This is a genomic window from Lentzea waywayandensis (assembly GCF_900115955.1).
GTDB lineage: Bacteria > Actinomycetota > Actinomycetes > Mycobacteriales > Pseudonocardiaceae > Lentzea > Lentzea waywayandensis.
In genome coordinates this window covers 1208603-1226148 of the sequence record NZ_FOYL01000002.1, presented here as the reverse complement: position 1 = coordinate 1226148, position 17546 = coordinate 1208603, and the positions used below count along the sequence as shown (strand labels likewise).

Sequence of the window (17546 nt, the reverse complement as noted above, 5' to 3'; positions counted from 1 at the left end):
GCTTCAGAGACGGTAGAAGTTCGCGTAGTGGTCCGGGGAGAAGTAGACCGTGCCGGCGGTGCGGTCGACGATGATCCGGTACGCGTCCCGGGACGCGCCACAGGCACGCGGGTAGACGTCGAACTCCAGGTAGTAGTGGCCCGCGGGCAGCTGGCCCTCGCGGTTCTGGTGGACGCCACCGGCGTAGTTGCACTGGCTGCCCGACCAGTTGCTGACCCAGCCGCGCGTGCTCGGGTAGCCCTTCGCCTTCCACGTCGTGTTGGCGGAGCGGGCCGCGGAACAGCGCGACTGCGTGCAGGAGCTGTAGACGGCGGCGTCGGCGGCAGGTGCGACGGCCGTGGTCACGCCGAGGACGGACGCGACGATGGCAAGGGCGGCGAGGGTGCGACGTGTCCAGTGCTGTTGCAGGGTTTGCACTTCAGGCCTCCATCGGCAGGGAACGAGGGAACGTCTTGATCCTGGCTGTTGATCACCACGAGCCGATGAACGGCAGGGAACCATCCGCGCAACTGTGGCCTCTTCACGCTCGCACACTCGGTGGCGTCGCGCGAGGCTTGACCGTCCACGACTCTGAACGCCGGAGTTGATCAACTCCGAACAGTCGATTGCCATCGCTGCCTCCGGCGATAAGTTTGTCCAATGGCAGCACGGAAGCACATGTTGGTGCTGTTGACCTTGCTCGTGGCCGGGTGCACGGCCCCGCAGGACGGCAGACCTTTCCCCGCACCACGCGCGTCTTCCTCCGCTGTGGAGAAAGAGCCGTCCACAAAGGTGCGTGCCGTTGTGGACGGCCGCACCGTCGAGTTGGCCGACGGCACGCACGCCCGTATCGCGCGCCTGGCCGAACCTCCGTCGTGTGCCGCCGCGGCTGCCCTCGACTTCGCCACGAAGACGTTGCTGGACAAGGAAGTCCGGGTGAGCAGCATCACTCCCGGCGAGGTCTCGCTGGCGTTGCCGGACGGCGCCGACTACGCGTTGCTGGCCGTGCAGTACGGCATCCTGCGCACCGCGGGCGTGGACGGCGGTCCGCTGATCGAGGCGGAAACCAAGGCGTCGAAGGCGAAACTCGGCCTGTGGGCGCAGGACTGTCCCTCGTCGACCGCTCCGCCGCCCTCGTCCACCGCGGTCACGCCTCCGCCCGCGTCGCCCTGCGTCGTGGTCTACCGGATCACCAGCCAGTGGGCCGGCGCGTTCCAGGGCGAGGTGACCGTTCGCAACGTCAGCAGGGCGTTGGTCCAGGGCTGGACGGTGCGCTGGCGGTTCGCCGGCGGGGAGACCGTGACGCAGCTGTGGAACGGCACGGTCTCCCAGTCCGGCGCGGATGTGAGCGTGACCAACGCCGACTACAACGCGCTGATCGTCACGGACGGCTCGGTGTCCTTCGGTTTCAACGGCTCCGTCACCGGTCCCAGTTCGCCGCCGAGCTCGTTCAGCCTGAACGGCGCGGCCTGCACGACCGGTTAGTTCTTCTGCCACCAGGTCGTGACGATTCGGGCGTACTCGTCCGCGTTCTCCTCCCACACGAAGTGCCCGGCGTCCACGACGTCCAGCCTGCTGTTCGGCAACCGCTCGTGCAGGTACTCCGCGTTGGAGACCGGCACCACGGTGTCGTGCTTGCCGTTGATCAGCTGGACGGGCGTGGTGATGCTCGGCAGGAGCTTGCTCAGCTCCTGAAGCTCCGCCGGGTACGCGCGCACGTACGCCATCTGCTCGACGAACCGCTGGCCCTGGTATCCGGCGAGGTAGTCCTGCCGCACCACGTCCGGCAGTTCGTAGCCCTCGATGGCGTCCATGGCGACGTTCACGACGTCCTTGGGGCCGAGTGCCCGGTACGGCGTGAGGTCCTCGTCGTGCACCCACTCGTGCAACGGGGTGCCCAGCTCCGTCGGTGACACCGCGCCGCCGCTGCCGATCACGATGCTGCGGAACCTCTCCGGTGCTTTCGCCGCGGCGAACAGGGCCGCGCTGGTGCCGATGTCGGGACCGACGACGTGCGGCCGCTCGAGCTCGAACTCGTCGGCGACGCGCACGAGGAACTCGCCCATCCTGCTGGGGGACAGCAGGTCCTCGCGCAGGTCGGAGTGGCCGAAGCCGGGCAGGTCGACCGCGATCAGGCTCGCGTGCTCGGAGAGTCTCGTCCAGGTCGGGTCGTAGGCGTAGATGCTCTCGGGCCACGGGCTGAGCAGCAACGCGGCCGGTTTGCTGTTAGCGCTCACGGCGTAGCGGACGGACAGGCCGTCGATGGTGCGGAACCTCGGGTGGATGTCGCTCATGAACTCAATATGACCGGTCGTCTTGAGCGCGTCAAGGGGATAAGACGGTCGGTCATATTGAGCTGGGTCTCAGTGCAGGACGACCTCGAAGGCGACCGTGAAGAACGCGGCGAACGACGAGCCGTCCTTGGCTGCTCGCTCGCCGACGATGGCGCCTTCCCAGGAGTTGAGCAGGAACCTGGCCAGGGTCTCGGGGCTCTGGGTGTTCGTCACGTCGCCGGCGTCCTGCGCCTCGCGGATCACGGCGGCGATCGCGTTCCCCCAGAGGTCGAAGGCGGTCTTGACCCCCTCACGGATCGCGGGGATGTGGTCGGCGGCCTCGGTGCTGAAGTTGCCGTAGACGCAGCCGCGTTCGTAGCCGAAGTCCACGATGTCCTGCGCCAGCGCGTCGAAGTGGTGGCGCAGCCGGGTGAGCGGTGCGGTCTTCGGGGTTTGGAGCTTCTCCAAGTGCCGCGTCTCGCCGTAGCGGTCCATCACGACGAGGGCTAGCGCTTCCTTGCTCTCGAAGTGGTTGTAGAACGAGCCCTTGGGCACGCCCGCGCTGTCGGTGATCAGCTTGACGCCGCACGCGTTGTAGCCGTGCCGGTGGAACTGTTCGAACGCGGCGTCGACGATCTGCTCTCGCACACTTGCCCTGGGCATCCCACCAATATGAGCGGTCGTCTCGGGGACGTCAAGTACGCCTGCCTTTCCGTTCAGTGGAAAGCCGCGGTCGACTACGACGAGGTGCTTGCCTAGCGTTCGATGTCGTGACGACCAGCCAGCACGAGATCAGCGACGAGATCGCGAAGATCCAGGCCGACTCACCGGGGGGTGCGCCGCTGCTGGACTTCGCGCCGTACCGCAGCACGACGTTGCGCCACCCCACGAAGGAACCGCTGCACGTCGACCCGGAGGGCGCCGAACTGCTCGCGCCCGTCTTCGGGCACTCGGACGTCGACGCCGTCGAGGCCGACCTGACCCTGCAGCGCGGCGGCGAGCCGATCGGCGAACGCATCCGGGTGCACGGCCGTGTGCTCGACGGCGACGGCCGTCCGGTGCGCCGGCAGCTCGTCGAGGTCTGGCAGGCCAACGCCGCCGGCCGCTACTCGCACCAGGGCGACCAGCACCCGGCGCCGCTGGACCCGAACTTCACCGGTGTCGGCCGCTGCCTCACCGACGACGACGGCTGGTATTCGTTCACATCGATCAAGCCGGGCCCCTACCCGTGGCGCAACCACCACAACGCCTGGCGGCCCGCGCACATCCACTTCTCGTTGTTCGGCACGGACTTCACCCAGCGGCTCATCACGCAGATGTACTTCCCCGGCGACCAGTTGCTGGCGCTGGACCCGATCGCCCAGTCGATCACCGATCCCGCCGCCCTCGCCCGGCTCGTCGCGTCGTACGACCACGCGCAGTCCGAGCACGAATGGTTACTGGGTTACCGCTGGGACATCGTCCTGACCGGCAGCCACGCGACCTACCTGGAGCCGTCCGATGACTGAGTCGACGCCCGGCCAGACCGTAGGCCCGTTCTTCCACCACGCGCTGGCGTTTCCCGGCGACTCCGAACTGGTGCCGTTCGGTTCGGCCGGATCCGTGGTGCTGCACGGCTACGTCTACGACGGCGCGGGCGATCCCGTGCCGGACGCGATGATCGAGATCCGCCAGTCCGACGCCTCCGGTGTCGTGCCGCGGATCGGCGGGTCGTTGCGGCGGCGCGGGGCCGGGTTCACGGGCTGGGGGCGGTCCTGCACCGACGGCGCCGGGCACTACTGGTTCAGCACGGTCGAGCCAGGGCTGCCGTTCTTCGCGGTGACGGTGTTCGCGCGCGGACTGCTCGACCGGTTGTTCACGCGGATCTACCTGCCGGGCGCGGCGGATGCCGTGGAAGGGCTGGTGTCGGAGCGGGAGGCGGACGGGCGGTTGCGGTTCGACCTTCATCTTCAGGGGCCGTCCGAGACGGTGTTCTTCAAGTTCCCGCGGACCTGATCGTGCTGCCTGGTTCTCATCGCGCCGCCGGCCTCCTCGACGATGCCGCGCTGGTGCGCGCGATGCTGGAGGTCGAGGTCGCCTGGGCGCGCGTGCTCGGGGTTTCGCTCTCGTTGGGCGACTGGGTTCCGTCGCTGGACCCGGTCGAGGTCGAGGCTGCCGGGAATCCGGTTCTGCCACTGGTCTCCGCTTTGCGTGCGAAGGTCTCCTCGCCCGTCCACACTGGACTGACCAGTCAGGACGTCCTCGACTCCGCGCTGATGTTGCTGGCGCGCGGGGCTTTGGAGCGGGTGTCGGCGGATCTCGGACGAGTTGCTCTGGCGCTGGCTCGGCTGGCTGACGAGCACCGGTCCAGCGTGATGGCCGGGCGGACGTTGACGCAGTACGCCGTGCCGATCACGTTCGGGCTCAAGGCCGCGCGGTGGCTGGTCGGGGTGCTGGACGCGCTGGACGAGCTGGAGGTCGTGGCGCGGAACCTGCCGGTGCAGTGCGGGGGTGCGGCGGGGACGTTGTCGCGTGTCGCGGATCCGGTCGCGTCGGCAGCGGCTTTCGCTGGTCACCTGGGACTGGTGTGGCCGGGGATGCCCTGGCACACCTACCGTGCGCCGGTCACGCGGCTCGGTGATGCGGTGGTGCGGTGTTGCGACGCGCTCGGGGTGATGGCGGCGGATCTGCTGACATTGGGGCGGCCGGAGATCGGCGAGGTCCGCGAGGGGTTCGTGGCCGGGCGGGGTGGGTCCTCGACCATGCCGCACAAGCGGAACCCGGTGTTGTCGGTGCTGGTGAACAGCGCCGCCCTGCAGGCTCCCGGGCTGGGGGCGCGGTTGCACCTGTGTGCGGCGCGGGCGGTGGACGAGCGGCCGGACGGGGCCTGGCACGCGGAGTGGCCGGCTTTGCGGGCGTTGCTGGAGCTGGCGGTGGTGGCGGCTTCGCAGGCCGCGGAGTTGCTGGAAGGGCTTGAGGTGCGCGCCGACGTGATGGCGCGGCGGGCTGCCGAGGCCGCTACGGAACTGCTGGCAGAGCGCGGTGGCGGAGCTGATCCGGGCGCCTATCTCGGGGCGGCCGAGGTGTTCGTCGACGAGGCGCTGAAGAGGTGGAGTGCGCGGTGACCGTTGAGCTGAGCCTGACGCGGCTTGCGGGGCCGGAACGCTCCGGGCGGTTGCTGGTGGTCGGACCTTCCCTGGGCACGTCGGTGGCGCTGCTGTGGCGGGACTGCGCGAGGGTGCTCGGCGCGGAGTTCGAGGTGATCGGCTGGGACCTGCCTGGGCACGGCAGCGGTTCTCCGGCTACCGGGGCGTTCTCCGTGCAGGACATCGCGGATGAGCTGACGGAACGTGCTGGTGCGTTGGTCGGTGGGCGACCTTGTGCGTACGCCGGGGTGTCGTTCGGCGGCGCCGTCGGGTTCGAGCTGGCGTCCCGGAGCGACGGGCCGTTCGAGGCTGTGGTGTGCATCGGGGCGGCGCCGCGGATCGGGGTGCCGGAGATGTGGCGCGAGCGGGCCGCGCTCGTTCGGCGGGCCGGGACGCCGGTGATGGTGGACGGGTCGGCGCAGCGGTGGTTCGCGCCGGGCTTCATCGCGCGGGCGCCGAGGGTCGCCGGTGCGCTGCTGCGGGCGTTGACGGAGGTCGACAAGGAGTCGTACGCGTTGGCGTGTGAGGCGTTGGCTGTGTTCGAGGCCGGTGCGGCTGCCCGGCCTCTGCGGGCGTTGGTGGGCGAGCACGACGTCGTGGTCTCGCCGGAGGGCGCCGACGTGGTGCTGGCGGGGTGTGGGCACCTGCCTCCCGCTGAGGAGCCGGCCGCGGTGGCGCGGACGTTGGTCGAGGTGCTTGAGGAGATGCGGTGTCCTACGACGACGGCATGAAGGTTCGGCGCGAGGTGCTCGGGGACGCGCACGTCGACAGGGCGACGCCGGACGAGTTCACGCGTGACTTCCAGGAGTTCATCACCAAGTACGCGTGGGGTGAGATCTGGACGCGGCCCGGGCTCGACCGGCGGATGCGCAGCGCGATCACGCTCACGGCGTTGATCGCGCAGGGGCATTGGGACGAGCTGAAGCTGCACGTCGCGGCGGCGGTGCGCAACGGGCTGAGCGAGGACGAGATCGGCGAGGTGATCCTGCAGAGTGCGATCTACTGCGGGGTTCCCGCGGCCAACCACGCGTTCGCGGTGGCGCGGTCGGTGCTGAGGGAGGGCGTGTGAACGTGCTCAGCACCCCGCTGGAGGCCGTCGCGGACACGCCGGACGGGGCGACCGTGCTGATCGGTGGGTTCGGGCGGGCGGGGGAGCCCGCGGCGTTGCTCGAGAGCGGCGCGATGGACCTCGCCGCGGGTGCGAAGCAGGTGTTCGTGATGATGAACCTGCTGACGCGCGACGGGAAACCGAAGCTGCTCAACGATTGCACGTATCCGCTGACCGGACCGCGGTGCGTGAGCCGCGTCCACACCGACCTCGCGACGTTCCTCATCACCGGCGACGGTGTGGTCGTGCGCGATCTGCACGGCATCTCGTTCACCGATCTCCAGGCACTGCTCGACGTCCCGTTGAAGGAGCTGTCATGACGCGCACCCAGGTTGGCATCGTCGGTGCGGGACCTGCCGGGCTGATGCTCTCGCATCTGTTGTCCCTCAACGGGATCGATAGCGTTGTTATCGACAACAGGACACGGCTGGAGATCGAGAACACGGTCCGCGCCGGCATTCTGGAAGCCGACAGCGCGCGGCTGCTGGCCGACACCGGGGTGTCGGACCGGGTGCTGCGCGACGGGCATCCGCACGAGGGCATCGACCTGCGGTTCGGCGGCGAGAGCCACCGCGTCGACTTCCGCGCGCTGGTCGGCGAATCGGTCTGGCTCTACCCGCAGACCGACGTGTTCGTGGACCTGGCGAACGCTCGCGAACGCGACGGCGGCGACGTGCGGTTCGGCGTCAGCGACACGTCGGTCGACATCACCGAGCCCGCGATCCGGTTCGTCGACAGCGACGGTGTGCGGCAGGAGGTGCGCTGCGACCTGCTCGTCGGTGCGGACGGCTCCCGTTCGATCTGCCGTGCCCAGGTGCCGGAAGCCCTGCGCACGCACAGCTTCCGCGAGTACCCGTTCGCCTGGTTCGGCATCATCACCGAGGCGCCGCGCAGCGCCCCCGAGCTGATCTACGCGCACTCGCCGCGCGGGTTCGCGTTGATCAGCCAGCGCACCGAGACGCACCAGCGCATGTACTTCCAGTGCGATCCGGAGACCGATCCCGCGGGGTGGTCCGCCGATCAGATCTGGGAGGAGCTGCAGGCGCGGGTCGCCGGCCCGGACGGGTTCACGCTCAAGGAAGGGCCGATCACCGAGAAGACCGTGCTGCGCTTCCGTTCGTTCGTCGCGGAACCCATGCGCCACGGCAAGCTTCTGCTCGCCGGCGACGCCGCCCACACCGTGCCGCCGACCGGCGCGAAGGGCCTGAACCTGGCGTTGCAGGACGTCCGGGTGCTCGCCGAGGTGATCGAACGCGCGCTGCTCAAGAACGACGAAGACGCGCTGGACGAGTACGGTCCGCGTGCGCTGGACAGGGTGTGGAAGGCGCAGCACTTCTCCTACTGGATGACCACGATGCTGCACTCCCTGCCCGGCGCGACGGACTTCGACGTGCGCAGGCAGCTCGGCGAGCTGCGTTCGGTGGTCGGGTCGGAGGCGGGATCGAGGTTCCTGGCCGAGGGGTACACCGGCTGCTGGCCCGCTTGAGCGAGACTGGAGCGCGGTCCGCGAGACTGTCCTGATGGACATCGCGGCGCTGCGCCTCGGCAACATCGGGCGGCTCCAGTCGGCGGAGGACGTCGTGCGCTCCCTCGGAGCGATGCAGGGCCAGGACTACGGCCAGTCGCTGTGGGCGATCGGCCTGCGCACGGCCGATGGACGCATCGCCGACGTCGAGGAAGCGCTGCAGGCCGGACGCGTCGTCCGCACGTGGCTGATGCGCGGCACGATCCACTACGTCCTGGCCGAGGACGTGCGGTGGATGCTTGGCCTGTTCGGCGCCCGTGACCTCGCCAGGCTGACGCCCAAGGCGTGGCAGTACCACCACATGACGCCCGAGCTGATGTCGTTGGCGCGCAAGACGTTCGTGGAGGCACTCACCGGCGGCGGCTGCCTCACCCGGCGCGAGATGATCGACCTGATGGCGGGCGTCGGCATCCCGGACGACCGGCAGCAGAGCTACTTCACGTTCATCCACCTCGCCCAGGAGGGCCTGGTGGTGCCGGGACCGCCGCGCGGCAAGGAACAGACCTTCGTGCTGCTGGACGAATGGGCGCCGCGGCAGCGTTCCCTGGAGGGCGACGAGGCGATGGCCGTGCTGGCGTCGCGGTTCTTCGGCAGCCACGGTCCCGCGACACTCGCGGACTTCGCGAACTGGTGCGGCATCGGCGTGCGCGAGGCCTCCCGCGGGCTCGAGGCGGTGAAGCACGAGCTGGTGTGCGAGACGTTCGACGGCAAGGAGTACTGGCTGCCGCCGGACCTCACGCCGGGCTCGGGCGCGTTCGTGCTGCCCGCGTACGACGAGCTGGTGATCGGGTACAAGGACCGGAGCGCGTTCTTCACCCGGTACGACGAGATCCCGATCTCCACGTACAACGGCATGTTCTACGCGACGATCATCGAGGACGGCCAGATCGCGGGGCTGTGGCGGCGGGTCATGAAGAAGACGTCGGTGGACGTGGAACTGCGGCCGCTGCCGGGTTTCGACGTCGATCGGCTCGCCGAGCACACCGCGCGGTTCGGCGATTTCCTCGGTCTGCCGGTGCGGACCGTGGTGAAGGACGCGCCGGAGGCCGGTTCGTCGAAGGTCAGCTGGCGTTCACGCAAGTAACAGGAACGCCTGCCTTCGACGACAAGCGGTCGAGCGGGAGGCGCCATGACACTGCAGGACTACCTCGCGGCGGGGGCATTCGCCGCGGGCGTACTGGCCCTGCCGGCGGCGTGGGCGGCTTGGTCGAGTTGGCGGACTGCCAGGCGTGCCGGTGGGAAGGACCGGTTTCGTGACCAACTGCAGTCGTTGCGCGACAACCAGAAAGCCTTGACGCGCCGAATGCTGGCCGCGAGTCCCGAACACCTGAGGCAGACTGACCTGCCCGTGCTGACCAAGCCGGAGTGGGCTCGGCTCTTTCCGTTCGACCTCGCCGATGTCCAAGTCGAATGGCTGGACGAACAGCTCGACGACATCGCGAAGTTCCGTCGCGCGTCGTCGAAGGTGCTGGCCAAGGTGCAGATCGCACCCATCACCCGGTACAGCTCCGCGCTGATCGAGATCGCGGGGCTTACCAGGCTCTTCGACGGTGTGATCTATCGGCTCGTCGAGGTGGAGTTCACCGGGGAGACGAAGCGCATGGTCTTTGCCAGGGCGACCTATTTCGCCGACCTCGACACCAGTGAGGTGCTGGCGTTCGAAGCTCAGACCTCCCGCCGACGGTCGTATCGACGTCGGCTGCGGGATCCGTTTGACTTCCGCAAGCGGGTGGCGGGCCTCGGCATCGACACGCTCACCATTCGGCGTGATGGCGAGCGAGCGGGCTTCTTTCTTCACCAACGAGATCCGAAGAACGTCGTCAACAACGCCTCCATGATCGGGTTGATACCGGCGGGTGAGTTCACGCCATCTGACGTGTCGAACGAAGCGGTGTCCCGTGACCTTGACCTGTGGCGGAACATCATGCGCGAGTACGCCGAAGAGATGCTTGGTGTGCCGGACGCACAAGGGCAGGGCGGCAGGTGGATCGACTACGCCTCGGAGTCGCCGTACTGGGAACTGGAGATGGCCCGGGCGACAGGGCATCTGCAGGTCAAGGTTCTTGGGCTGGGCGTAGATCCACTCCCGTGGAAGACTGAGCTTCTCACCGTCTGCGTGATCGACGCAGAAGTGTTCGACCGGGTGTTCGCGCCCGTCCCGGCGCGCAACGAGGAAGGCACCATCATCGCCGGTGATCGCAAGACTGGCCTCCCGTTTGATGAGGCCACTGTCGAGCGCTACTGCCGTGCGTACAACGTCTCTCCGAACACGGAGGCGTGTCTGCGACTGGCCTGGCAGCACCGAACTGCGCTCGGGCTCGGCTGAGTCAGAACGGCAGCAGCTCCACCTCGCCGCCCCGGTGACCGGGCGGGACGACCGCGAGAGCGTCCGCCAGTGCCGCGCCCCAGAGCGAACCGGGCCGGTCGTGGCCCACGGCGACGGCCTCGCCGCCGGTTCTGGTGACCGGAATCAGCCGGGTGTCGCGAGGGTGAGCGCTCACATCGCTCAGCCGGGCCGTGATCGGCGGGCGGGCGGTGTGGCCGCCGAGGGTGTCGAGCAACGGGTGCAGCAGGGTCAGGACCGCGGCCAGGGCGGCGAACGGGTTGCCGGGCAGGCCGACGACGCAGCGGCCGTCGGGCAGGACGGCGAGCAGCATCGGGTGGCCGGGCCGGCAGGCGACGCCGCTGACCAGGATCTCGGCGTCGAGGCCGGTCAGCACCCGGCGCAGGTGGTCGGCCGGGCCTACCGAGGTGGCGCCGCAGGTGACCAGCACGTCGGCCTGGTCGAACCTCAGGGCGTCGGCCAGAGCAGACGGGTCGTCGCGCAGGTGGGTGGTGCCGATCAGGTCCGCTCTGGTGAGCAGGCCGGGGAGCATCGGGCCGATGGCGTCGCGGACCCGGCCTGGGCGAGGAGGTCCGGTGTGGAGGAGTTCGTCGCCGGTGACGATCACGGCGACTTGCGGGCGGCGGTGGGCCAGGAGGGTGTCGTGGCCCACCGCGGCGGCGAGGCCCAGGACGGCGGGGGAGATGAGGGCGCCGGCGGGGATCAGCTCGTCGCCGGCCGACCAGTCCTCGCCTTGGCGGCGGATGTGTCTGCCCAGCGGCGTCTTGGAGGTGGCTCGCGCGGGGTGGTCGTGTCGGTTGGCCGGGGGTGGGCCGTCGTGCGGGTGGGCGGGCTGCTGGTGGTTGTGAGGTGTGGGGGCGGTCCGGCGGTCGTCAGGGGCGAGGGCGTTCTGGGTCTCCCTGAGTTGTGCGCCGTCGATGGAGCAGAGCTCCACCGGCAGCACCGATCCGGAGCCGTCCGGCACCGGAGCCCCCGTGGCCACGCCGAACGCCTCACCTCGCCGCAGCAACACCGGAGGCACCGGGTCTCCGGCGGCCACGCGTCCCACGACGGTCCACGGGCCGGGGCCGGCCACCGCGTAGCCGTCCATCGCCGACGTGTCGCAGGTCGGCTGGCTGGTGAGGGCACGCACGGCCGAGGCGAGTGCGAGGCCCAGGGCGTCGGGCAGGGCGAGCTCGGCCGGGTCCAGTGGCTTCGCGGCTTCGCGTGCTGTCTGGCGGGCGAGCGTCCAGGGCATGTTCATCAGGGCTCCCGTGGTATAGCCTACCGAATACTGTATGCAATCCTCGGGACGGGGTGAAGGGCATGTCGGTCGCGACTTACGTCCGTGATCACGTCGGCAGGCTCTACCGGGTGGGGGAGACCGACGTCGAAGCGTCGGGGCGCTCGCGCCGCACGGTGCTGTGGGCCGCTTGGGCGGCGATGCTCGCGGCCGGCATCGGGCAGTACGGGTTCGGGGCGCTGATCCCTCAGTTGCAGGACCGGTGGAGTGTGCCGGAGTTGTTCTGGGCACTGGCGTTGTGGACCGTCTGTCAGGCGGGCACGGCGTTTCCGGTGGCCTGGCTCAGAGAACAGAAGAGGCTGACGTCCACCGGCGCGATGTGGATCGGCGCGATCCTCTGCGGCGCCGGGCTTCTGACGCTCGGGCAGGGTCAACTGGTCGGGTACGCCGTGCTCGGCGGTGTCGGCGCGGGGCTGGTCTACGCGACTTGTCTCGGCACTGTCGTGCGCTGGTATCCAGAGCGTGTGACCAGGAAGGTCGCGTTCGTCAGCGGGGCGTTCGCGTACGGGTCGGTGCCGTTCGTGCTGGCCGCGGGGGTCTTCTTCGGCGGCGGGTTCCTGATGCAGGCCGGGATCGCGATCGCCGTGGTCGTGGCGGTGGCGGGCGCGGTGATGAAGGACCCGCCCGAGCACTGGTGGCCGCCGCACATCCCGCCGCGCGAGTGGGCACTCGACCGGGCGCGCGTGCCGAACCGGTCTGCTCTCAAGGAGTTCCGGACGCACGAGGCCATGCGGTGCGGCACTTTCTGGTGGCTGTACGGCGGTGTGGCGTTCGCGGCGGCCGTTTCCCTTTACGACCTGGCGTACCTGCCGCTGTTCGTCGGCGACGAGGTGCTCGGGGCCGTCGCGCTGGCGACGCTGGCCGCGGCGACGGGCACCGGGCGCGTGCTGGTCGGGTGGATCTCGGACCGGGTCGGGCGGCGGAAGGCGCTGGTCTGGACGCTGGCCACGGGCGGGCTGGCGCAGTTCGTGTTGCTGTACTCCCAGAACGTCACGGGGCTGCTCATCGGCGCCACGCTCGCGGGCCTTGGCACCGGGTGCTGCTACTCGTTGCTGGTCGGCGTCACGAGGGAGTACTTCGGCGAGACGAACGGCGCGCAGAACTTCGGCGTCCTCTACACCGCCAAGGCGGCGGGGGCGCTGATCGCCGCGATTGTGCTTGCCTCACAAGGACCCACCTTCGCGTTCATCGCGGCGGGCGTGCTCGGGCTGGCGGGCGCGGTGCTCACCGGGCACCTGTCGCAACCGGGAAGGCCGCGCCTGTGAGCCGCGTGCCGCGGCTCTCGAAAGGCTGGCACCAGACGCCCGCGGACGGCTGTTGCCTGATGGAACTGACGTCGGTGCTCGCGGGCGAGGTGTGGTCGGACCGGCCCGCCTGCGTGCACCCGGTGCTGGCGTGCGTGGCGCGATGCGTCAACGACCAGTCCACAGAAGACGGACGGCGGAGACTCCTTCCGTTCGCCACCAAGGTGATCGGGACGCGGAAGGCGCCCGCCGAACGGTTGATCGCGCACTGCACGCGCAGGGCCGGGATCGTCGCGCCGAAGTGGTGGCCGCGCGACTGGGTCGTGGCCAGGGCCGTCAGGGCGATGTCGGGGGACGAGGTGTTGCGGCGCCTGCTCGACGAGTGCGTCGCGATCTGCTGGGAGGCAAGGCATGGGACGAGTGACGAGCAGGCGGCGGGTGGTGCGGCTGGTGGACGACGCGGTCACCGTGCGACCGGACACGCTGGCGGTCGAGGAACCCCTGGAGATCCGCGTGCGGGGCAAGTCCCTCGCCGTGACCATGCGCACGCCGGGTGACGACTTCGACCTCGCCGCCGGATTCCTGGTCAGCGAAGGCGTCGTGCGCGCGCCGTCCGACATCGCGTCGATCCGCTACTGCGCGGGCGCCACAGCGGACGGGAGCAACACCTACAACGTGCTCGACGTCGGGCTCGCGGACGGCGTCGCGCCACCGGATCCGTCGATCGAACGCAACTTCTACACCACCTCGTCGTGCGGCCTGTGCGGCAAGGCGAGCCTGGACGCCGTGCGCACCGTGGCGAGTTGGCAGGTCGCGGCCGACCCGATCCGCCTCGACCCGAGACTGGTCACCGAGTTCCCGACGAAACTCCGTGCCGCGCAACGGGTCTTCGACCGCACCGGCGGCCTGCACGCGGCCGGGCTGTTCGACGCCCAGGGCAACCTCCTGTGCCTGCGCGAGGACGTCGGCCGGCACAACGCGGTCGACAAGGTCGTCGGCTGGGCCACGCGCGGCGGACGGCTGCCGCTGACGAGCACCGTGCTGATGGTGAGCGGCCGGGCGTCGTTCGAACTGGTGCAGAAGGCGGTCATGGCCGGGATCCCGGTGCTCACGGCGGTGTCGGCGCCGTCGTCGCTCGCCGCCGACCTGGCCGAGGAGATGGGCGTGACGCTGGTCGGCTTCCTGCGCGGGACGTCGATGAACGTCTACACCGGCGGACACCGGCTGGGGGTCACGGCCGGCGCCCGCTAGTGCAGGACCAGGCCGCCGACCGGGACCGCGGCGACATGCCCGGTCGGCGGCGTTCCCAGGGCCAGCGCGAGACCCACGTCGACCAGCGACGCCCGGCGCAGACCGGCGACGTCGGCCAGCGGTGTCCACACAGGATCGACGGTCGCCCCGTTCGGCTCCGGCCGCGGTTCGCCGGTGATCCGGACGCGGTAGAAGACGCCGATGTTCTGGTGCGGTCCCTTTTCCGGCATGTGCCGTTCGGCCGCGGGGATGAACCGGGAGTCGACGCCGAGCAGCCGTTCGACCTCGCCGTCGCACCCGGTCTCCTCGGCGACCTCCCGGACCACGGCCTCGAACGGATCCTCGCCGTGCTCCACCGCACCACCGGGCAGCGACCAATGGCCTTCGTCGAACGCTGATGTACAACGAACGAGCAGCACGCGGTCGTTCTCGATGCTCACGGCGTAGGCGGCCAGCCGGAAGGTCGTCATGCGGCGCACGTTAGCCCGTAAGGGGTCCTCCGCGAGGATGATGCCGCGAGGCGGACGCGATCTTGAACGCCACGACCTACCGTTCTCCCCATGTTGACTGTCAGGGGGATCAGCCGGAGCTTCGGCGATCACAAGGTGCTGGACGAGGTGAGCTTCGACGTCCGGCCCGGCCGGATGACGGGCTTCCTGGGCGCCAACGGGTCGGGCAAGACGACCACGATGCGGATCGTCCTGGGGGTGCTCGCCGCTCACGGGGGAACGGTGAGCTGGCAGGGGGCCGAGGTCGGGCCGCAGAACCGGCCCGACTTCGGTTACATGCCGGAAGAGCGCGGGCTCTACCCCAAGATGAAGGTGCGTGACCAGATCACGTGGCTGGCGCGGCTGCACGGCGTCGACCGGGAGACCGCACAGCGCAACACCGACGCGCTGCTGGCGGACCTGGAGCTGACCGAACGCGCCGGGGACCGGCTGGAGGAGCTGTCGCTCGGCAACCAGCAGCGCGTGCAGATCGCGGCGGCGCTGGTGCACGACCCGGCCCTGCTGATCCTGGACGAGCCGTTCTCCGGCCTCGACCCGATCGCCGTCGAGACCGTGCTGGACGTGCTGCGCAAGCGGGCCGCCGGCGGGGTGCCGGTGCTGTTCTCCAGCCACCAGCTGGCGATCGTGGAACGGCTCTGCGACGACGTCGTGATCATCTCAAAGGGACGGATCGTGGCCAACGGGTCACGCGAGGAGCTGCGCGCCCGGCACGCGGGCCAGCGGTACGAGATCGTCGTCGCGGAGGACGCGGGCTGGGTGCGTGACGTGCCCGGCGTGACGATCCTGGAGCTCGACGGACCGCGCGCGGTGTTCGAGGCGGAACCACAGCAGGTGCTCAGGGCGGCGCTCGACCGCGCCGAGGTCCGCTCGTTCACGCCGGTCGTGCCCACGCTGGACGAGATCTTCAGGGAAGTGATCTGACATGGCTCGGGCATCCTTCAGCCAGGCGACGTGGCTCGTCGCCGAACGTGAGATGAAGACCCTGGTCACCGCCAAGGGTTTCTGGATCGGGTTCGCCTTCACGATCATCGGGTTGTTCGCGCTCACGATCCTGCCGACGGTGTTCGGCGGCGACGACCCGAAGGTCGCCGTGGTCGGCTCGGCCACGCAGGCGGTGCAGGGCAAGCAACTCGACGTGCTGGAGGTCGGCAGCGTCCAGGAGGCCGCCGACCTGGTCAGGGCCGACGACGTCGAGGCCGCGATCGTGCCGGACGGCGCCGGGATCAAGGTTCTCGCGCTCAACGACGCGCCGGACGACGTGGTCGCCCAGCTCGTCCAGGCGCCCCCGGTGGAGCTGCTGGACGCCTCGGCGGTGACCTCCGGCCAGCGTGCCGTCACGGTCATCGTGTTCGGGCTGGTGTTCCTGATGTTCGGCATGGGCGGCGCGGCCATCGCGCAGAGCACCGTGACCGAGAAGCAGACCCGGATCGTGGAGATCCTCGTGTCGACGGTGCCGGTGCGGGCACTGCTCGCCGGCAAGATCCTCGGGCACACGATCCTCACACTCGGGCAGGTCGTCGTGCTGGCGCTCACCGCACCGATAGCGCTGCGGGTCGCGGGACTCGGCGAGCTGCTGGGGGTGGTGGCACCCGCGCTGGGCTGGTTCATCCCGTTCCTGATGCTCGGGTTCGTGCTGATCTCGTCCATGTGGGCGGTCGCGGGCGCGCTGGTCAGCCGCCAGGAGGACCTCGGCTCGACGATGGGCCTGGTCATGCTCGCGGTGATGGGGCCGTACTTCGGCGTGCAGTTCTTCTTCGAGAACCCCGTGGCGCTGAAGTGGATGTCGTTCGTGCCCTTCACGGCAGGCGTCGCGATGCCGGTGCGGTTGTTCGCACAGCAGGCGCAGCCGTGGGAGGCCATCCTGTCGCTCGGCATCCTCGCGGCGACCGTCGTGGCGATCCTGCTGGTCGCGTCACGGCTCTACACGGGCTCGTTGCTGCAGACCGGTGGACGGGTGAAGCTGTCGAAGGCCTGGGCACCGGCAGAATAGGCGCATGATCGCTGATCCGATTCGCCTCGCCGTCGTCGGCCTGGGAGCCATGGGCACCCGGATGCTGACGGCGGCGCTGGCACATCCCGACTTCACCGTGGTCGCGGGTGTCGACGTCGCACCCCGCACGCTCGACGTCCCGGTCGTCACGAACCTGGACGACGTCCTGTCCGATGTGGACGCGGTGTACGTCTCGACGCCACCCGCGTCGCACGCCGAGCTGACGACGAAGGCGTTCCAGGCCGGCAAGGCGGTGTTCTGCGAGAAGCCGCTGGCCGTCGACCTCGCCGAGGCCCGCGCGATGGCCGAAGCCGCCCAGGGCAGGCCGAACGCGGTGAACTTCGCGTTGTCGGACATGGTGGCGACGATCGAGATCGAACGGCGGCTGCCCGAACTCGGCACGTTGCGGGGCGTGGAGATCCGGCTTCAGTTCCCGCGCTGGCCCAGGGCGTTCCAGGCGGAGGCGACCTGGCTGTCGCGGTCGGAGCAGGGCGGGTTCGTCCGCGAGGTGTTGTCGCACTTCGTCTACCTCACCGACCGGATGCTCGGGCCGCTCACGGTCGAGTCGGTGTCCTCGGACTTCCCCGAGCCCGGTGCGGCCGAGGTCGCGGCCCGCGGTGTGCTGCGGGGCAGTGGCGTGCCGGTGCACGTGTCGGCGTTCTCCGGAATGGCAGGGCCTGAGATCTACGAGTGGACCGCGTGGGGCACCGAACGGTCGCTGCGCCTCGACCAGTGGGCCCTGCTGTCCACTTCGGACGGTGGCGCGTGGGAACCCGTGCCGCTGGAGCAGACCGGGTCCGACTACGCGCGGCTCACGCTGTTCGCGCAGGCCGTGCGCGGCGAACACCCGCGTGACCTGGCGGATTTCGCCAGCGGGCTGCGGGTGGCCGAGGTGATCGAGGCCTTCCTGCGCTAA

The 17546-nt window shown here is 69.7% G+C and carries 20 protein-coding genes; 15 read left to right on the top strand and 5 right to left on the bottom strand.

The window, feature by feature from the left end; all coding sequences use genetic code 11:
* Positions 1-3 precede the first annotated feature (3 nt).
* Positions 4-417: a ribonuclease domain-containing protein gene (locus tag BM417_RS10240; protein WP_245821817.1), complete on the bottom strand. Its 414-nt coding sequence runs from the start codon at positions 415-417 to the stop codon at positions 4-6.
* A 222-nt stretch (positions 418-639) separates the two neighbouring features.
* On the opposite strand from BM417_RS10240, the gene BM417_RS10235 reads away from it, so the two are divergent.
* Positions 640-1464, top strand: a complete 825-nt coding sequence (locus BM417_RS10235) for a cellulose binding domain-containing protein (protein ID WP_093590479.1) — start codon at positions 640-642, stop codon at positions 1462-1464.
* Here the strand turns inward: BM417_RS10235 and BM417_RS10230 are convergent.
* Together BM417_RS10230 and BM417_RS10225 are read right to left on the bottom strand one after the other, a co-directional pair.
* Positions 1461-2273, bottom strand: a complete 813-nt coding sequence (locus BM417_RS10230; protein WP_093590476.1) for an alpha/beta fold hydrolase — start codon at positions 2271-2273, stop codon at positions 1461-1463. The genes BM417_RS10235 and BM417_RS10230 overlap by 4 nt on opposite strands.
* A 69-nt stretch (positions 2274-2342) precedes the next feature.
* Positions 2343-2915: a TetR/AcrR family transcriptional regulator gene (locus BM417_RS10225; RefSeq protein ID WP_093590473.1), complete on the bottom strand. Its 573-nt coding sequence runs from the start codon at positions 2913-2915 to the stop codon at positions 2343-2345.
* A gap of 107 nt (positions 2916-3022) precedes the next feature.
* Here BM417_RS10225 and pcaH point away from each other — a divergent pair, with 107 nt between their 5' ends.
* Genes pcaH through BM417_RS10180 form a run of 9 tightly spaced genes read left to right on the top strand, consistent with a single transcriptional unit; the run spans position 3023 to position 10336 of the window.
* Positions 3023-3760 (top strand): protocatechuate 3,4-dioxygenase subunit beta, encoded by a 738-nt coding sequence (pcaH, locus tag BM417_RS10220; protein ID WP_218164417.1) that lies wholly within the window; start codon positions 3023-3025, stop codon positions 3758-3760.
* Complete coding sequence (locus BM417_RS10215) at positions 3753-4247, top strand: dioxygenase family protein (protein WP_093590467.1); 495 nt, start codon at positions 3753-3755, stop codon at positions 4245-4247. Before pcaH ends, BM417_RS10215 begins: the two co-directional genes overlap by 8 nt.
* 2 nt (positions 4248-4249) lie before the next feature.
* Positions 4250-5356: a lyase family protein gene (locus tag BM417_RS10210; protein ID WP_245821816.1), complete on the top strand. Its 1107-nt coding sequence runs from the start codon at positions 4250-4252 to the stop codon at positions 5354-5356.
* Positions 5353-6108: an alpha/beta fold hydrolase gene (locus BM417_RS10205; RefSeq protein WP_177320359.1), complete on the top strand. Its 756-nt coding sequence runs from the start codon at positions 5353-5355 to the stop codon at positions 6106-6108. Before BM417_RS10210 ends, BM417_RS10205 begins: the two co-directional genes overlap by 4 nt.
* Complete coding sequence (locus BM417_RS10200; protein WP_093591104.1) at positions 6105-6446, top strand: carboxymuconolactone decarboxylase family protein; 342 nt, start codon at positions 6105-6107, stop codon at positions 6444-6446. Before BM417_RS10205 ends, BM417_RS10200 begins: the two co-directional genes overlap by 4 nt.
* Positions 6443-6805, top strand: a complete 363-nt coding sequence (locus tag BM417_RS10195) for a CoA-transferase (RefSeq protein WP_093590461.1) — start codon at positions 6443-6445, stop codon at positions 6803-6805. The genes BM417_RS10200 and BM417_RS10195 overlap by 4 nt, the downstream gene beginning before the upstream one ends.
* Positions 6802-7971: a 4-hydroxybenzoate 3-monooxygenase gene (locus tag BM417_RS10190; RefSeq protein WP_093590458.1), complete on the top strand. Its 1170-nt coding sequence runs from the start codon at positions 6802-6804 to the stop codon at positions 7969-7971. Before BM417_RS10195 ends, BM417_RS10190 begins: the two co-directional genes overlap by 4 nt.
* 34 nt (positions 7972-8005) lie before the next feature.
* The gene (locus tag BM417_RS10185; RefSeq protein ID WP_093590455.1) at positions 8006-9094 is read left to right on the top strand and encodes a winged helix DNA-binding domain-containing protein; all 1089 of its coding nucleotides are present in this window, start codon (positions 8006-8008) and stop codon (positions 9092-9094) included.
* 45 nt (positions 9095-9139) lie between these two features.
* On the top strand, positions 9140-10336 hold the full coding sequence (locus tag BM417_RS10180) for a hypothetical protein (protein WP_143138582.1): 1197 nt from the start codon (positions 9140-9142) through the stop codon (positions 10334-10336).
* Between the two features lies 1 nt (position 10337).
* On the opposite strand, the gene BM417_RS10175 is transcribed toward BM417_RS10180, so the two are convergent.
* Positions 10338-11597, bottom strand: a complete 1260-nt coding sequence (locus BM417_RS10175; protein ID WP_093590450.1) for a molybdopterin molybdotransferase MoeA — start codon at positions 11595-11597, stop codon at positions 10338-10340.
* Positions 11598-11659: 62 nt separating this feature from the next.
* Here BM417_RS10175 and BM417_RS10170 point away from each other — a divergent pair, with 62 nt between their 5' ends.
* Positions 11660-12901, top strand: coding sequence for an MFS transporter (locus BM417_RS10170; RefSeq protein WP_093590447.1), 1242 nt, complete (start codon positions 11660-11662; stop codon positions 12899-12901).
* Between the two features lie 390 nt (positions 12902-13291).
* Positions 13292-14131 (top strand): formate dehydrogenase accessory sulfurtransferase FdhD, encoded by an 840-nt coding sequence (gene fdhD, locus BM417_RS10165; protein WP_093590444.1) that lies wholly within the window; start codon positions 13292-13294, stop codon positions 14129-14131.
* Here fdhD and BM417_RS10160 read toward each other — a convergent pair.
* Complete coding sequence (locus BM417_RS10160) at positions 14128-14601, bottom strand: NUDIX hydrolase (protein ID WP_093590441.1); 474 nt, start codon at positions 14599-14601, stop codon at positions 14128-14130. The two genes, fdhD and BM417_RS10160, sit on opposite strands and share 4 nt — an antisense overlap.
* A gap of 90 nt (positions 14602-14691) precedes the next feature.
* Between BM417_RS10160 and BM417_RS10155 the strand changes: the two genes are divergently transcribed.
* Genes BM417_RS10155 through BM417_RS10145 form a run of 3 tightly spaced genes read left to right on the top strand, consistent with a single transcriptional unit; the run spans position 14692 to position 17546 of the window.
* Positions 14692-15561, top strand: coding sequence for an ABC transporter ATP-binding protein (locus tag BM417_RS10155; RefSeq protein WP_093590438.1), 870 nt, complete (start codon positions 14692-14694; stop codon positions 15559-15561).
* 1 nt (position 15562) lies between these two features.
* Complete coding sequence (locus BM417_RS10150; protein ID WP_093590435.1) at positions 15563-16630, top strand: ABC transporter permease; 1068 nt, start codon at positions 15563-15565, stop codon at positions 16628-16630.
* A gap of 4 nt (positions 16631-16634) precedes the next feature.
* Positions 16635-17546 (top strand): Gfo/Idh/MocA family protein, encoded by a 912-nt coding sequence (locus tag BM417_RS10145; protein ID WP_093590432.1) that lies wholly within the window; start codon positions 16635-16637, stop codon positions 17544-17546.

Excerpts from the sequence above, each read along its gene's own strand:
- BM417_RS10235 (WP_093590479.1), top strand. The coding sequence starts at position 640 with ATGGCAGCACGGAAGCACATGTTGGTGCTGTTGACCTTGCTCGTGGCC.
- BM417_RS10230 (WP_093590476.1), bottom strand. The coding sequence starts at position 2,273 with ATGAGCGACATCCACCCGAGGTTCCGCACCATCGACGGCCTGTCCGTC.
- BM417_RS10225 (WP_093590473.1), bottom strand. The coding sequence starts at position 2,915 with ATGCCCAGGGCAAGTGTGCGAGAGCAGATCGTCGACGCCGCGTTCGAA.
- BM417_RS10215 (WP_093590467.1), top strand. The coding sequence starts at position 3,753 with ATGACTGAGTCGACGCCCGGCCAGACCGTAGGCCCGTTCTTCCACCAC.
- BM417_RS10200 (WP_093591104.1), top strand. The coding sequence starts at position 6,105 with ATGAAGGTTCGGCGCGAGGTGCTCGGGGACGCGCACGTCGACAGGGCG.
- BM417_RS10190 (WP_093590458.1), top strand. The coding sequence starts at position 6,802 with ATGACGCGCACCCAGGTTGGCATCGTCGGTGCGGGACCTGCCGGGCTG.
- BM417_RS10185 (WP_093590455.1), top strand. The coding sequence starts at position 8,006 with ATGGACATCGCGGCGCTGCGCCTCGGCAACATCGGGCGGCTCCAGTCG.
- BM417_RS10180 (WP_143138582.1), top strand. The coding sequence starts at position 9,140 with ATGACACTGCAGGACTACCTCGCGGCGGGGGCATTCGCCGCGGGCGTA.
- BM417_RS10175 (WP_093590450.1), bottom strand. The coding sequence starts at position 11,597 with ATGAACATGCCCTGGACGCTCGCCCGCCAGACAGCACGCGAAGCCGCG.
- BM417_RS10170 (WP_093590447.1), top strand. The coding sequence starts at position 11,660 with ATGTCGGTCGCGACTTACGTCCGTGATCACGTCGGCAGGCTCTACCGG.
- fdhD (WP_093590444.1), top strand. The coding sequence starts at position 13,292 with ATGGGACGAGTGACGAGCAGGCGGCGGGTGGTGCGGCTGGTGGACGAC.
- BM417_RS10160 (WP_093590441.1), bottom strand. The coding sequence starts at position 14,601 with ATGACGACCTTCCGGCTGGCCGCCTACGCCGTGAGCATCGAGAACGAC.
- BM417_RS10155 (WP_093590438.1), top strand. The coding sequence starts at position 14,692 with ATGTTGACTGTCAGGGGGATCAGCCGGAGCTTCGGCGATCACAAGGTG.
- BM417_RS10150 (WP_093590435.1), top strand. The coding sequence starts at position 15,563 with ATGGCTCGGGCATCCTTCAGCCAGGCGACGTGGCTCGTCGCCGAACGT.
- BM417_RS10145 (WP_093590432.1), top strand. The coding sequence starts at position 16,635 with ATGATCGCTGATCCGATTCGCCTCGCCGTCGTCGGCCTGGGAGCCATG.